Consider the following 16,016-nt stretch of genomic DNA (forward strand, 5'->3'; position numbering starts at 1 on the left):
CGCAGTTTATCGCTTCAGGTAAAAGGAGATATCATGCTGCTTGGATTATTTATGCTGTCGGCAATATTAATCAAAACGTCGTTATTAGGGCTGGGTTGGATATCAATTGGTATCGGCGTTGGGGGTTATCTTTTTTGCCGTTTTTACCACATTAATCTTGCGGACCTACTGGTCAAAAAATTTAGACGGCTTTTTATCAGTGGGGCGATATTACATCTGCTGCTGTATCTCGGCCTTATCGTAAAACTCTTCCTGATCGATAGCCTAGAGGATATTCCGGCCTTTTTAATCAGTCATTTGGTATTCCATCATGCACTCTGCGCACTCATTGCAGCCGCCCTTACCTTTATGGCGATTGGCGTTTACCTTAGCCAGCAAAAGCTAAAGCAGGCAAATATCACTTCCCCCATCGCGAACTAATTTAGCCCCTAAAAACCAAAAGGAGCCACAAGGCTCCTTTTGATAGCAATTCATTTTTGATTATGCCGCTTTAGCAATATCAAAATTAGATAACAACATCACAGCTGTACGGCCGAGTAAATGGTTGATGGTACGATCGCCAACCAATCCTAATTCTGCAATGGCTTGCTGACGTGCAGTGCTTACCGCTCTAAACAGAGTGATTTCATTATTGGTGCCGCCGCAGAGGCTGAAGAATAATCTTAACACTGCGCGGTAATGCTCTTCTTGCATCGCTTGCATCCAAGAGGTTTCTAGCGCTTCTTGGCTAGAGAAGTCGAGCGCAGCAACAAAAAGATTGCCAATACGGCTGTCTAAGCGAATTAAAAAGTCGTTCTTCCGCGGAAAGTGGTGACTAATACCTGTGCGGCTAATCCCCGTTGCTTCAGATAACGTGGTATAAGACATAGTCTCAAAGCCAATAGTCAAAATTTGTCTTAACGCTTCATCCATAATCTGATTGATGGTTTGCTCAGTCTGTACTCGCGAGCGCTTAGCCATAATAAAGTCTCCCACTGTTCTTTTTGTGGGATAGAGCTTACCAAAGCCTTTCAGGGATTACTGCTGTTTAAAAACGTGAAACAAGTGTATTTCACTTTTGTTCAGCTAGGGTTCAGTTTTAAACGGAGGATTTCATTGCTTTTGTTTACATATTTATAACATTGAATTTTGTACTAACCAGTCGTGTGCTTTTTGCTCCCCCATTAACAATGTTAGGGTAGGCGTTAAATAACGCCCAAGATCGGATTTACGCCAAAACAGGTATTCTGGCAGGGGTTGTAGCACGGTATCACTAAAAGTTCGTTGTATTAAACTCGAATATTCACGCAAAACCTGCGGTTCAATTTGTACCATTTGAGGATAAAAATCGGCTACAAAATCACGATAGTGAGTATATTGAACGATTTGAGTGACTTGATATTTATTTAACACCTGTATCATCATTGGTGCCGTCCAGTGTGACATATATTGCGAACTTGTAAGCGCCGCTAGGTTGCGCCGGTGATACTGCTGCCAAGCTAAATCAAAATTGCCTTTAGCATTGGCAATACACCAGATGAGATACAGATCCGCTAACCATTCATGCTGATAAGGTGTTAATTCCTTAGGTAATAAACTCCCCTGCAACGCCAAGTTTTCAAGGTGGCCTAGTTCATGCCAAAGGGTCAATTGTGCTTGTTCTTTTAGATCTAATTGGTAGGTAATACCATCAATATTGGCTAGTTGGATCTCTGGTGTTTCTTGCTCATTGACGAGTATTAGGCCGGAGAAATGACTATCTTCAACAGGTAATACCATGGCACTGCGAAGCCCAAGCTCTGTTTTAAACTGGGCCTCGCTGTGGGGGAGCTGTTCACGAACCTGAGGTGGAAATGTTGCCAGACACTGACTCAATTGCGCTAAAGGACAAAGTAACGCCTGCTTATCGGCAATAGGCACCCAAGTTAAGCTTGATATCAGAGTCAGTGCAATTAAACTCACTGTTTTGCCATGATATTTTGGATAATCGCCGTAGTAGAGATACCGTCTTCAAATCCTAACACTTGCACTTGGCCGCCCGCAGCAATGACCTCGGCGCCACCCGCAATATCTTCAACCTTATAATCACCACCTTTCACTAAAAGATCCGGTAGTAATCTGGCGATGATCCGCTGTGGCGTATCCTCACTAAAAGGCACCACCCAATCGACGGCGGCTAATCCTGCCAACACCGCCATACGTCTATCCACTTGATTAACTGGGCGACCTTCGCCTTTTAAGCGTTTGACTGAGGCATCGTCATTCACGGCCACGATCAATCTGTCGCCTAAGGCTTTGGCTTGCTTGAGGTAACTGACGTGTCCCGCGTGCAAAATATCGAAGCAACCGTTAGTCATCACCACTCGCTCACCACGTAATTTAGCTTGCTCTAGGGCGTAAGCAAGTTGATCTTCACTCACTACCCCAAAGCCAGATTCACCGTGATGCAGCGCTAGGGCTTCAATCAGCTCTATACGAGAAACCGTAGAAGTACCCAGTTTACCCACTACAACGCCAGCGGCAGTGTTGGCAATCGCACAGGCCTGCGGTAACTCAGCACCCGCGGCTAAAGACGTTGCTAAAGCTGAAATCACAGTATCGCCAGCACCCGTTACGTCATACACCTCACGGGCAACCGTAGGGATGTGTAATTCAGGGGCATTGGCCGTCACTAAAGTCATCCCCTTTTCAGAGCGAGTGACTAAGATAGCGTCGAACTGGTACTTGTTCAGTAATCCGCGAGCCTTTTCGAGTAGATCTGCTTCAGAGGTTACCGCGCCAACAACGGCCTCAAATTCACTCATATTTGGTGTGATGAGCGAGGCGCCATGATAACGGCTAAAATCGACCCCCTTAGGGTCAACCAGTACTTTTAAGCCTTTGGAACGGGCGAGCGCGATAAAATCCTGCGGCTTATCGATAGCGCCCTTCGCATAATCCGATAGCACGACCACATCTACCGAATCGAGTAAAGCCTCAGACTGCTTAAGTAAGCGCGCACTGTCCTGCTTATCGAAGGACTCTTCAAAGTCGAGGCGAATAAGCTGTTGATTGCGCGATAAAACCCTAAGCTTGGTAATGGTCGGTTTGTCAGCAATATTCAACCATTGTGGTTCAACCCCAAGTGCTTGTACGCCAAGCGTTAACGCCTTAGCCGTATCATCATTGCCCACTAAGCCCGCCAATTGTACTTGGCCACCTAAGGTCGCGATATTTAGCGCCACGTTTGCCGCGCCGCCCGGTCTATCTTCGACTTGGTTAATCTTCACCACGGGCACTGGCGCCTCGGGGGAAATACGTCCCGTAGGCCCAACCCAGTAGCGATCTAACATCACATCGCCGACGACTAACACTTTGGCTTTTTCAAATGCTGGCAGAGAAACCTTCATAGCGCTCTTATCAGTTGCAGAAATTAAACCGTGATTGTACCTAATTTTCAGCAAAAGATGAGTTAGAATAAGCAGTAATTTTCAAAAGTAGTGAGTATTTTTGTGGTCGAGAAAGCTGAGTTTTCATCATCTTTATATCATCCGAAACACTGGCCCATGTGGTTTGGGGTGTTAGTGATGCGGATTACCCAAGTGTTGCCTCTATCATGGCAGATGAAATTAGGCAAAGGCATGGGTCGATTAGTCAAGGCACTTGCGGCCAGTCGAACCCATACCGCGCGCCGAAATTTAACCCTCTGCTTCCCGGATATGCCAGAGGCCGAGCGAGAAGCGCTCCTCACCCGTAACTTTGAAGAAACGGGTAAAGCGATTTTCGATACCATCAATGCCTGGTGGTGGTCCGATGAAAAAATCCAACAACATATGCAGATCACTGGCAAAGAGTACGTTCAAGACACCTTAAATGCTGGTCATGGCGTCATCCTGTTTGCAGTACATTGCCTACCGCTGGAAATGGGCGCGCGTATTTTTGGTCAATTCCAACCCGGTGTTGGGGTGTACCGCCCACATAACAATCCCGTGATGGAATACCTGCAAGTGAAAGGTCGATTACGTTCGAATAAAGCCTTAGTGCCGAAACGCGATCTACGCCAGATGGTGCGTTGTTTACGTAACCCCGATGTGATTTGGTATACCGCTGACCAAGACTTTGGCCGCTCTAGTGCAGTGTTTATTCCGTTTTATGCCGTGCCCGATGCCGCCACTATTACTGGCGCAACCACGCTGGCAAAGTTAGGTAAGGCCAAGGTATTACCCTTCTTTGTTGAGCGCACAGAAGGAGATACGGGCTACCGGATTGAAATCATGCCTCCATTAGATAATTTCCCAGGTGAAGACGAAGTCGCCGATGCCATCCGTGGTAACAAAATTATTGAACAGATTATCGATAAAAATCGTGCTCAATATATGTGGCTCCATCGCCGCTTTAAGACGCGCCCGGATCCAACGGATAAGTCCTTATATAAGTAAGCTTTTGGTTAATCACATCGAGATAATCGCTTAAAAGAGAATACAAAATGCCAAGCAATCGCTTGGCATTTTGTTTATATCTTTCTGCCTAAGGCATCTTGTAGGGATCTAAGCGCTTAAACATGGTAGTTAAGCACAACACTTAAACCAGATTAAGCCTCCGCCGGTAAGCGAATACCCACATTGGTGACTTTGCCTTCATAGAGTCCCGCAACGACCCAATGGAGTGATTGCCATTGAAACTGGTCCCCAAGTACTGGATGCGCACCTAGCTCTAAAGCAACTAAATCAGCTACAGTCATGCCGCCAGTTTCATCGTCTAATGTTAAGCCATAGATAGGTGCAAGATCCGCCAATTTAACCTCGGTATCGATAAAAAAGTCACCAAAGAAACGTGGAACCTCCTTGGTTTCAGGGGCTTGGCTAAAGAGGTTACTCAATGCTTCAAGGCTCTTTTCCTGCCCGAGTACGCACAGAATATCACCCGCCTCTAAGCACGTACTTCCCGAAGGATGCAATAATCTGTTATTGCGAAATACTGCCGCAATGCGAGTACCATCGGGCATTGCTAAGCGTTTTAGCGGTTCACCAATACACCACTTACTTTCACTCAAACGATAGACAAACACTTCCCATTCGCTGCTCGGGTAAATTTCAACCCCCGAACGCGAAACGGGCAAAGGCTTTGGGGGCAATTCTACCTTTGCTAAGCGTGCAGCCGTAGTGAGTGACGCCCCTTGGACTAGCAGAGAGACTAACACCACAAAAAAGGCCAAGTTAAAATACAATTGAGCCCCAGGAAGCCCGGCCATCATTGGGAATACCGCTAAAATAATCGGCACGGCGCCACGAAGCCCGACCCAAGAGATAAACCAGCGGTCACGGCTGCTAAAACTCTTAAATGGCAGCAAACTTAGCCATACCGCTAAAGGTCTGGCAAACAGGATCATCCCAAAGGCCAGTGCTAAGCCCGGCAGCCAAATATCTAATAGATCCGAGGGGGTTAGGAGTAGTCCCAAGACGAGGAACATGCCGATTTGACTCACCCAAGTCATTCCATCCAATACGTTTAATATCGCATGACGTCCACGAGTTGGCTTATTACCGAGGAATAGGCCAACTAAGTAAATCGACAGAATGCCACTGCCACCTAGCTTGTTCGATGCAGCGTAAATAATAAGGCCGCCACTGAGCACGAGAATCGAATATAGACCTTCAGCGAGTTGACTTAAGTTCACCAATTTCCATAGCAGCCAGCCACCACCCAAGCCTAATAAAATTCCCAGCCCAAATTGTTTAATAAAGCTAATCAGCATAAAGCTTGCAGATAGCTCGGCATCGACATTGCCGAGAATGGCAATCAAGGTGACAGTTAAAAATACCGCCATAGGGTCGTTACTACCCGATTCGATTTCCAGCGTTGCTCCAACCCGCTCATTAAGGCTGCGTCCCTTTAACAGTGAGAATACCGCCGCCGCATCGGTAGAGCCGACAATCGCTCCCACAAGCAAACCTTGTAGCCAATGTAAGTCAAATAGCCACGCAGCCATAATGCCTGTGATACTGGTGGTGATCGCCACCCCAAAGGTTGCCAAGGATAACGCAGGCCACAGTGCGACCCTGAAGCTCGCGACCCGAGTGCGCATACCGCCATCGAGCAAAATAATGGCTAAGGCTAAGTTACTGACAAGATAAGCGGTTGAATAATCATCGAAGAGAATACCGCCGGGACCATCTTCACCAGCAAGAATACCTACGGCGAGGAAAATTAATAAGATAGGAATCCCAAGACGGGATGACATGGGACTAAGCAAAACACTCACGGCAGTAAGTAAGGCACCGATCAGAAAAAAACTATTGATGGAATCTGCATCCACACATGCCTCCTTAAATGCTGCTGGCTCAGCTAAACGATAGCAAAAACACCTAGATTAAAAATGACTCAATTAAAAATTTCAGTGTTTCTATACTAGCATAAAAAATGCAGATTATTGGAGTTTTAAATATTAAATTTCAATCATCTACACTAAAATAATCATCAACAGTAACTTTAGGCTAATTTTCAGATAAAAACACATAAAAAGACAAATACAACCAGAACATCAAACTATAAGCATAAATAAAATAAAGCTTATATTTATCAAGTTCTTTAAAAAATAAATCCAATACAAACTTTCCATTTTTAATCAAAAAAAAATATCGGTAACCATCTAAAAAGACACTATATCGATAAAAACATACATCTAACTATATTTATCGCCGCAATACCTTGAAAGACCACATTAAATTGAATAGTTCATTGTGTTATCAACATTGGCCCACCAATGGCTGTCATAAAGACAGTAAATGTCATGATGACAATCTTTATTACTATCAAAAAGACACTATAAATAATTTAAATTAAATTTTTTCCTTTATTTTCAATGACAAAAATACTTGGCACATATTGCGCAATAGCAAATTACAGGTATCAAAATGACGTTGGATTAAGGGGATTTATGAGCAAACAAAAACTCACCGCTATCGCACTATTATTAGTGTTGATTGCCTCATTTACTGTACTACTGAGCGTAGGCAGTGAAATTTATCGAGAAAAACCACCCATTCCCAGTGCATTTGTCGATGTGAATGGCCAAGTTATCTTTAGTGAAAATGATATAGAACAAGGTCAATTAGTATGGCGATCAATGGGCGGCCATCAACTCGGTTCGATTTGGGGACATGGCTCCTATGTCGCCCCCGATTGGACCGCAGACTGGTTACACAGAGAAGCCCAAGCTTGGCTCGACCTGCGCGCCAAGCAACAATATCAAACGCCTTTCGAGCAACTAGGTTCCCAAGAAAAAGCGGGGCTTGAACAAGCATTAAGGGATGATTTACGCCATAACAGTGTTGAACAACAGATCGATGGCACTCAGCTTATTAGGCTATCGACCACACGAGTAGAAGCAATTCGCACGGTTAATCAACACTATTTATCCTTGTTTGGTGATGACCCTAAACTCAGTTCACTACGCGAACAATACGCCATGAAAGAGGGCACAGTGCCCGATGTTACACGCCGTGAACAACTTAATGCGTTCCTGTTTTGGGGGGCTTGGGCTGCCATCACTGAACGCCCAGATGCACCCTATACATACACTAATAACTGGCCGTTCGATCCTCAATTAGGCAATACTCCCACCTCGGATAATATTGTCTGGTCGATACTCAGTATCGTGACCCTGATAGCGGGTATTGGTGGATTGCTATGGCACCATGCCAGCGGTAAGCACGAAAGTCTGCCTAAGCCGTCGGAACAAGACCCGCTGTTTTTCACTAAACCAACCGCTTCACAAAAAGCCGTCGGCAAATACTTCATTACGGCGATAGGTCTCTTTTTACTGCAAATTTTACTCGGAGGTATTACCGCTCACTATGCGGTAGAAGGCCAAGAGTTTTATGGTTTACCTATTGCGGAAATACTCCCCTATTCAGTAACGCGTACTTGGCACACCCAATTAGCCGTATTTTGGATCGCAACTGCTTGGTTAGGTACAGGACTGTATATTGCTCCTGCATTATCGGGCCATGAACCCAAATATCAACGAATAGGCGTTAACGTACTCTGGGTAGCCTTAGTGGTGGTTGTGCTCGGTTCAATGGCGGGCGAATGGATTGGGGTACAGCAGTATTTTGATCTCGATATGAACTTTCTCTTTGGCCATCAAGGATATGAATACATAGATCTGGGTCGAGTATGGCAAATCTTACTCCTCGTTGGATTATTGATTTGGCTCGCCCTAGTCACCGCCGCCATCAAACCCGCCCTCAAAGTTCAAGGCGAGATGCGCCCTGTTATTTGGGTACTCTATGCCTCCTGCGTCGCAATTGGTTTGTTCTATGGCGCTGGCCTCTTTATGGGCAAACACTCCAACTTAGCGATTGCAGAATACTGGCGTTGGTGGGTAGTACATCTGTGGGTTGAGGGCTTCTTCGAAACCTTTGCGACTGCCGTTATCGCCTTAATGCTGGTACGTTTGGGCTTAATCCGTGGCCGTAGCGCCAACGGTGCGGTCTTGTTTACAACGGTAATCTTCTTAACCGGTGGTTTAATCGGCACTTTACACCACCTCTATTTTACTGGCACACCAACCTCGGTTATCGCCTGGGGCGCAATTTTCTCGGCCTTAGAAGTGGTGCCTTTAGCCATCATAGGTTTTGAAGCAATGGAAACCTACCGCTTGCGTAAAGCCAGTCCATGGATGCAGCGTTATCACTGGGCGATTATGTTCTTTGTGGCTACCGCGTTTTGGAACTTGGTCGGTGCCGGTATGCTAGGCTTCTTAATCAACCCGCCAATCTCGCTCTATTACATTCAAGGGTTAAATACCACTGCCACCCACGGTCACGCCGCCTTTATGGGGGTTTATGGCATGCTCGGCATGGGACTAATGCTTTTCTGTCTGCGCGGTCTAACTGGCAATATGCAGTGGAATGACAAAATGCTCAAAGGCGCCTTCTGGAGCCTCAATATTGGCCTAGCGGCTATGGTGTTTATGTCACTATTACCTGTAGGGATTACGCAGTTTTTTGCGGTCATCGACCACGGGTATTGGTATGCCCGCTCGCCAGAGGTCATTCATAGTCCACTGATTGAAAGACTGGTATGGATGCGTATGTTTGGGGATATCATCTTCAGTATCGGCGGATTATTGATGGGCACCTTCTTATTTGACTTAATTAGAAAAGCCCTGAATAAACCTGCAAAGTTACAAGGGGAACAATTACTACCAGACCACTAACACCAGACTAAATACCGGTTAGTCCCACACCAAGGTGCCATTGCTGGCACCTTGGTTGCCTAATCTCTAGCAGCTACGTTGCGGTGAGTCATTCCTGCATACATTTTGCTGTTAGTCGTGTTTAAACTACATGTGTCAATATAACAATCAATGGTATAAATCAGGGTAATCTAGCTGCTGGAGTTTTTATGGCCCTTAGTCAAACCGATCTTACCCGTATCGCCCTCGATATCACCTCAGGTTTAGCCCATAGAGACCGCTTCTCACGGCTGCTCAACACCGTTAGAGAAAACTTACACTGTGATGCCGCTGCGCTACTCACGTTTCATGGTCAGTATTTTACCCCACTCGCCATCGATGGTTTGAATGATGACGTACTAGGCAGACGTTTTATCCTTAATGAGCACCCAAGGCTTGAGGCTATTGCCCGTGCGGGGGATATAGTGCGCTTCCCGGCTGACAGCGAACTTGCAGACCCTTACGATGGTTTAATCCCCAATCAAACAGGCGCATTAAAAGTGCATGCCTGTATCGGACTACCGTTATTTGCCGATGAACAGCTTATCGGGGCCGTAACTATTGATGCCTTTAATCCTCTGCAATTTGATCAATTCAGCAATGCCGAGCTACGCAGTTTAAGTGCCATTGCCGCAGCATCTTTAAGTAATGCTTTACTGGTTGAAAAACTTGAACGTATGGCCCTAAACAGCCATTCAACCCATGCACAAGAAAATAGCCCTAACCTGAGCCAGAATGCCGAAATCATTGGCCATTCGCCCTTAATGCAAAGTTTAAACCGAGAGATTGAAGTCGTAGCCCATAGCGATCTGAATGTGCTGATCTTGGGCGAGACTGGTACAGGCAAGGAGTTAGTCGCCCAGGCGATACATCAAAAATCGGCAAGATCCAGTAAACCATTGGTCTATCTAAATTGTGCAGCACTCCCCGAATCGGTTGCCGAAAGCGAACTCTTTGGTCATATCAAAGGTGCGTTTACAGGTGCAATTAGCCATCGCAGTGGCAAATTTGAAATGGCCGACAAAGGCACACTCTTTCTAGACGAGATTGGCGAACTGCCCCTCACACTCCAAGCCAAGTTATTGCGGGTCTTACAATATGGCGACATACAAAAGGTAGGTGATGATCGCAGCCTAAAAGTCGATGTTCGCATCATAGCCGCAACCAATAAAGATCTTAAAACAGAAGTGCTTGCAGGTCGTTTTAGGGCAGACCTTTACCATAGGTTAAGTGTATTTCCGATACTGGTTCCGCCCTTACGGGAGCGCGAACAGGACATCACACTTCTGAGTGGATTCTTTGCTGAACGCTACAGGCAAAAACTCGGGATGAAACAACTTAATTTCAGTAACAGTAGCCTACTCTTGCTCAATCAATATACTTGGCCGGGTAATGTACGCGAACTAGAACACGCTATCCATAGGGCGACGGTTCTAGCACGCGTAACCGCACAGGACGGCTGCTGCACCATTGCGCCACAACATTTCGATTTACCTTTTACACTTAACACCTCAAAAATGAGTTCATTGGCAATCACGTCGTTGAGCAATGCAACGCAAATCCAGCAAGAGTTTGTTAGCTTATCCCTAGCAACCGACACATTTCAGCGCGACTACATCAAACAAGTCTTTACCACACATACTGGCAATTGGGCTGCCACGGCAAGGACATTAGGAGTTGACCCAGGCAATCTGCATCGGCTCGCAAAACGTTTAAAGCTAAAATAAACAATAAATACGCTTTATGAACCATATTTCAGTTGAAATAATATCCAAAATAAGGAAGGATGCGAGCTTCGCGCGCCAGTGCATTGTGTATTACAATTTGCCGCCCGATTTTGGGAAGAAACTGCCGCGTAAAACAGGTTATTTTATTAACAGGAATCGTAGTATCCGCTTATGAGTATGCTTCGCACCACAGCTTTATTATTGACTTTGGTTTTTCCAAGTCTCTCCGCTTTAGCAACGGAATACCCTTTACCGTCTTCTAAGAGCCGGTTAGTTGGCGAGAACCTGTATTACACAGTGCCAGAGGGTAAACATACCCTCGAAGATATTGCCGCTCAGTTCCAACTCGGCCTAAGCAACTTGCTTGAAGCAAACCCTGGTGTTGATCCGTTTCTTCCAAAGCCAGGCAGTAAATTGTTAATTCCTAAACAATTAATTCTGCCCAATGCGCCACGTGAAGGCATAGTAATCAACGTTGCTGAAATGCGTCTGTATTACTATCCAAAAGGCAAAAATACCGTGGAAGTTCTACCTATCGGTATTGGCCAAATTGGTAAAGACACGCCAGAAAACTGGGTAACCAGCGTGCAACGTAAACGTGCTAACCCGACATGGACACCAACGCCACGCATTCGTAAAGAATATGCGGCAAGGGGCGAAATTCTGCCAGCGGTATGGCCAGCAGGTCCAGATAACCCAATGGGGCTCTATGCACTCTACATTGGTAACTTGTATGCCATCCATGGTACCAACGCAAGCTTCGGTATTGGTTTACGTGTTAGCCAAGGCTGCGTGCGTTTACGTCACGATGACATTGAACATCTGTTCAAAACCGTGCCAGTTGGAACACGTGTACAATTTGTGAACCAACCGATTAAAGCGACCGAAGAGCCAGATGGAAAGCGTTATTTAGCCGTGCATCAGCCGCTATCACGCACTATTGCTGAGTTTGAGTCAAACGAGCCTGTGGCAATTGCTTTACCAAAAGACATCGCTAAGTTTATTGCCAAAGCTGATACCGACTCCAGCGTGATCAAAAAGCTACTGGACGAGCGCACAGGCGTACCGACAATTATTAATCAATAGTTGTATGGCTAGGGCGTGTTAACGCTGCTTACTCTATAAAAATACCCGCCTTGGCGGGTATTTTTATATTGGTTGCAATTAAGCTTTGTAATCAATCACATAAAGGCGCGCATAGCGCTAAGAAGTGGGTCATTGCGGCGCTATTTGCTAACACCCGTTGATCAAAGTTTTGTAACGCAGGCGTTTCGGTACAGGCGCCAACACGCGCGCCACTGCGCACTAAACATGCCTCAAACGAGGTATCGAAATGGTTGAAAATCAAGCCATCTTTAACCGGGCAACCATCAATCTCACCATCAACAGCAATGGGGAAATATCCTGCCAGCGTATCGCGTAAATCGAGACTAAAACGCCCTGGCACTTGGCTTGGCTCAAAAGAATAAACATAAGCTTCATGACTTAAGACGTCTTCATGGCAGGTTAAAATACCATCACGACTCGCCGCAATCAGTAATTGTGCGTGTTCTAACAGTAATTTACCTTCAACTGAGGTGCTCTCATTTGCCTTAGGTTTTCCGTTTTCAAATACAAAGCCTCGGTTAGGGTTTTCACCAAATTTGTTAAATCGGTGGCCACGTTTAAACCCCGTTGGATTCACCAAAGGCAAAATACTTAAGTTTACCCGTTCGAATAACTCGACTGATGCCTCACTTAAAAAATGAAGCAATCCCCAAGGGCCAGCTGACTCTTCACCGTGAAATCCTGCGCTGATCAATAACGAAGGTAAGCCAGATTTCGCGGCAGGTGACTGATACAGACTGACACTGTATTTACCCACGTCACCGAGTTTTTTCTCAACCATCCCCAAACGGGACATTTCCTGCTCAAGCTGTAGATAAAAATTATCGATATCAGTGCTTTCACAGTTAAAAATATCGCTTTTCCACTGAAAGGATTCGAACGGAGATCTGCTTACCATATCTTGTACTTATGCCAGAAAAAGAACTGTGCCATCATAGCAGCTCTTTACAAAAACTGAATGCTATTCAACTGATTTAGATGAAATCCGACGAGTGTCTGACGCGCCAACACCACCACTGCGTTATGCCATCAATCGGAAATTGAGATGGGATGCCAAATGAACACACACACCCGCCTTGGACTTGCTATATTGGTGATGCTGCTTAGTCCAGCGCTCAAGGCACAATGTCAAATCGAAGGCGCTGCAACGCTATATCAATTAGAATCACGCATCGAAACTTACTCCCTCGCCAATGGCCTTACCGTACACTTATTGCCCCTTGAGGATAAACACACCCTCACCATTGCCAGCCAATTTACTGTGGGGGCGCGCAACGAGACTAAGGGGCAAACGGGATACGCGCATTTGTTCGAGCATATGTTATTCAAGGGCAGTGAACAGGCACCCGGCGACACCTATGCACAACAGCTAAGCGCCTTAGGCGCCCGCTTTAATGCCAGCACCCACTTCGATTACACCAATTACTATGTCACTCTGCCGAGCCAAGCCCTCGCCTTGGGCTTGTTCCTCGAGGCCGATCGTTTTATTCGCCCCGATTTGACCGAAACCACAGTGAAAAATCAGCAAGAAACCGTGCTCCAAGAGATGGCGCAAACCATAGATAATCAACCCTATGTGCGCAGTGCGATGGAATTTCTGCTAGCACAGGTTAAAGATACGCCCTATGGCCACGGTATTATCGGTAGCCGTGAGGATATTACTCAGGCAAGTCCCGAGCGGTTAATCGCCTTTCACCGCGCCCATTATCGTCCCGATGCGATGCAGCTATCTCTGGTCGGCAAACTTCCCTCCGGCGTCAAGTCGCTAATAGCACAACACTTTAGTGCTTGGCCCACGCCTAATCAGCCGATTGCCAAATTTGACGAGCTAAAAATTAACCCGAAGCCCGTGCATGCGGAGCTCATTGATGAACGTGGCCCTTGGCCCGGCTTACTGCTTGCGTGGCATACGGTAGGTAAAAATCATCCCGATGCTGCCGCTATACGCCTGCTAGAAGGCTATTTATTTCAAAATACTCGCAGCGCCCTCGCACAAATCAGCCTGCACGATCCGGCACAAATGTTGAGTTATTCACTGCCCTTTGAGCTAGAAAATCATGGCATAACCAATCTGGTATTAGTGCCAAGGGCAAAAACCTCCCTTAATGCGCTAACCGACATGATCTTAGCGTTAGTTAAGCAAACCCAACAAACTCGCATAAGTGATGCAACGCTTTGTCAGCTCAAGCAGACCTGGTTAAACCAGCGTTTGGGGCAGCTCGACAACACTCAATCCCTAGCCACCTTACTATCAGCCACCGACAAACAGGATCAAGCCCATCCCTTAACGGCGCAATGGGAAAGGGTTAACGCAGTAACCACAGCGGATCTCCAGCGCGTTGCCCAGCAATACTTTACTCCCAATATGGTCAGGGTTGATCTGTTACCGCCTTGGTATATCCGCTTTGGAAAAACCTTACTCGAATGGTTACCCGCTGGTGTTAGCGACGATTTAGAGGATGCAGTGCTATGATGAAAACATTCAGATACAACTGCTTAATGCCAACATCAAGATTATCTAACGCACTGCAAACCATGAGTATTGGTCTTATTGCTGTCATACTTGGCGCCTGTCAGCAGACGCCGCTTAGCTTTACCCCAACTCAAGCGCCCAGTTTGGCAAACTTTGATACCCAACCCAACCTACCTCAAGTCGGGAATATTTATCTTCCCAATGAGCAACCTTTTATTGATGTCACCCCCAATGGCGTCACCCTACCTTACCAGTTACAGCGTACGACTCGCGCGACTCAAAACCTTAGTAACAGAATGAGCCTAGTAGCAATTAGCCCCACTATACCCTTTGATAATCCTGATATTTTACAAGTCGCCTTTCAGGAAAAAGCTCGTAGCCTAGCGCTGACCCAAGCCGATGCTTGCCTTGAAACCTTCGAAACTCGAGTCACGCTGCATAGCATTAATATCAGCTTAACGTGCCCCGCATCAGCTAATCATCTATACCATTTACTGATACAGTTTTGGCAGCCCGATGCATTTAGTGAAACGGCGGCAATCGATATCGATAATATTCGCCGTCAATTGAAGCTTAATAAGCATTTAAATGCCTTTAGTGGCGCCGAAATCGATAAAGTCTGGCGGGACAAACTCCTAGGGGCAGCACATCCCTACAACAAGAACATCAACAATCAGGCCTTGTTTGACTCACTTAGCCTAAGCGAACTGTCGCGGCTACAGCAGAACACCTTTGCTCAGGCAAACTGGCAGTTATTTTTACCTAATCATGCGCAAACCGAGTTTGATATTAAGCAGAGCCTCAGCCAGTGGCCAACTCGCATAAATACGGACTCTCCATCACACCTCATCAACACTCAACAGCCACCACAATCCCGCACGCTGTATTTGATTGATGCACCGGGTAGTGTGCAAACACAAGTGCGAATAGGATATGCCCTAGACGATAAGCATTTGTCAGCGCAGGATATGCCATTAGCTTGCCGCAGCTTAGCCGCACTCTTAGGACGCAGTTTTTCCGGGCGACTCTATTACGATTTGCGAGAAAAGCGCGGTTTGACCTACGGGATCTATGGTCAGTGCGCCAATGCACCACTCTCCACTAGCATCAAGTTTTATGGCAGCACGGCAATAGAACATACGGGCGCCTTTGTGGTGGGGATCTTAGATCATTTGAAACTGCTGGCTTCAACGCCTGCAAGCGAAGGGGAATTAGCCGCCCTAAAAACCTATCTGATTGGCGAAGCCTTGTTAACGCAAGATAATCCTAACCTGAGCGAAAGCCAATTTATTCATCAACAGGTGCTTAGATTAGATCCACAATCAATACAAGCCATAAACCTTAAACTGCAGGCGCTATCGCCCAATCAGTTGATGCAATTAGCACAACAAGCGTTTTATGGTGAACCTCTAATCATTTTACGGGGAGATGTCGCCAAGATCTCGGCGGATCTCTCAGCTAAGCTGCCGGGATGGCAACTAGAGGAGGTCAAGGTGAATGATTGATATCG

Annotated in this window: 12 protein-coding genes; 7 read left to right on the forward strand and 5 right to left on the reverse strand. The window is 46.2% G+C overall.

Going from position 1 to position 16,016, the window contains the following annotated elements:
* The first annotated feature begins 33 nt into the window (after positions 1 to 33).
* Positions 34 to 420, forward strand: a complete 387-nt coding sequence (locus tag M0413_RS04460; RefSeq protein ID WP_047539585.1) for a hypothetical protein — start codon at positions 34 to 36, stop codon at positions 418 to 420.
* Between the two features lie 60 nt (positions 421 to 480).
* On the opposite strand, the gene M0413_RS04465 is transcribed toward M0413_RS04460, so the two are convergent.
* The 3 genes from M0413_RS04465 to hldE form a co-directional block, all read right to left on the reverse strand.
* Complete coding sequence (locus M0413_RS04465) at positions 481 to 960, reverse strand: TetR family transcriptional regulator (protein ID WP_037421701.1); 480 nt, start codon at positions 958 to 960, stop codon at positions 481 to 483.
* A gap of 153 nt (positions 961 to 1,113) precedes the next feature.
* Positions 1,114 to 1,941, reverse strand: a complete 828-nt coding sequence (locus M0413_RS04470) for a hypothetical protein (protein ID WP_037426071.1) — start codon at positions 1,939 to 1,941, stop codon at positions 1,114 to 1,116.
* The gene (gene hldE / locus M0413_RS04475; protein ID WP_249553285.1) at positions 1,938 to 3,368 is read right to left on the reverse strand and encodes a bifunctional D-glycero-beta-D-manno-heptose-7-phosphate kinase/D-glycero-beta-D-manno-heptose 1-phosphate adenylyltransferase HldE; all 1,431 of its coding nucleotides are present in this window, start codon (positions 3,366 to 3,368) and stop codon (positions 1,938 to 1,940) included. Before hldE ends, M0413_RS04470 begins: the two co-directional genes overlap by 4 nt.
* Before the next feature lie 102 nt (positions 3,369 to 3,470).
* Between hldE and M0413_RS04480 the strand changes: the two genes are divergently transcribed.
* Positions 3,471 to 4,397: an LpxL/LpxP family Kdo(2)-lipid IV(A) lauroyl/palmitoleoyl acyltransferase gene (locus M0413_RS04480; protein ID WP_037421862.1), complete on the forward strand. Its 927-nt coding sequence runs from the start codon at positions 3,471 to 3,473 to the stop codon at positions 4,395 to 4,397.
* 152 nt (positions 4,398 to 4,549) lie between these two features.
* On the opposite strand, the gene M0413_RS04485 is transcribed toward M0413_RS04480, so the two are convergent.
* The gene (locus M0413_RS04485; protein ID WP_037421709.1) at positions 4,550 to 6,274 is read right to left on the reverse strand and encodes a potassium/proton antiporter; all 1,725 of its coding nucleotides are present in this window, start codon (positions 6,272 to 6,274) and stop codon (positions 4,550 to 4,552) included.
* Positions 6,275 to 6,895: 621 nt separating this feature from the next.
* Between M0413_RS04485 and M0413_RS04490 the strand changes: the two genes are divergently transcribed.
* The 3 genes from M0413_RS04490 (at position 6,896) to M0413_RS04500 (ending at position 12,012) form a co-directional block, all read left to right on the forward strand.
* Entirely contained in the window at positions 6,896 to 9,181 is a 2,286-nt protein-coding gene (locus tag M0413_RS04490; RefSeq protein ID WP_055647760.1) for a nitric-oxide reductase large subunit, read from the forward strand.
* A 188-nt stretch (positions 9,182 to 9,369) separates the two neighbouring features.
* Positions 9,370 to 10,926 (forward strand): nitric oxide reductase transcriptional regulator NorR, encoded by a 1,557-nt coding sequence (norR, locus tag M0413_RS04495; protein ID WP_037421715.1) that lies wholly within the window; start codon positions 9,370 to 9,372, stop codon positions 10,924 to 10,926.
* A 171-nt stretch (positions 10,927 to 11,097) separates the two neighbouring features.
* Entirely contained in the window at positions 11,098 to 12,012 is a 915-nt protein-coding gene (locus M0413_RS04500) for a L,D-transpeptidase family protein (RefSeq protein WP_037421718.1), read from the forward strand.
* Between the two features lie 91 nt (positions 12,013 to 12,103).
* Here the strand turns inward: M0413_RS04500 and M0413_RS04505 are convergent, their stop codons facing one another.
* The gene (locus M0413_RS04505; RefSeq protein WP_037421721.1) at positions 12,104 to 12,931 is read right to left on the reverse strand and encodes an N-acetyl-ornithine deacetylase; all 828 of its coding nucleotides are present in this window, start codon (positions 12,929 to 12,931) and stop codon (positions 12,104 to 12,106) included.
* A gap of 159 nt (positions 12,932 to 13,090) precedes the next feature.
* On the opposite strand from M0413_RS04505, the gene M0413_RS04510 reads away from it, so the two are divergent.
* Both M0413_RS04510 and M0413_RS04515 read left to right on the forward strand, forming a co-directional pair.
* Positions 13,091 to 14,506: a M16 family metallopeptidase gene (locus M0413_RS04510; RefSeq protein ID WP_224021678.1), complete on the forward strand. Its 1,416-nt coding sequence runs from the start codon at positions 13,091 to 13,093 to the stop codon at positions 14,504 to 14,506.
* Complete coding sequence (locus M0413_RS04515; protein ID WP_374915615.1) at positions 14,503 to 16,011, forward strand: M16 family metallopeptidase; 1,509 nt, start codon at positions 14,503 to 14,505, stop codon at positions 16,009 to 16,011. The genes M0413_RS04510 and M0413_RS04515 overlap by 4 nt, the downstream gene beginning before the upstream one ends.
* Positions 16,012 to 16,016: the final 5 nt, after the last annotated feature.

Origin of the sequence: Shewanella sp. 8A, assembly GCF_023475945.1 — a bacterium.
Classification (GTDB): Bacteria; Pseudomonadota; Gammaproteobacteria; order Enterobacterales; family Shewanellaceae; genus Shewanella; species Shewanella xiamenensis.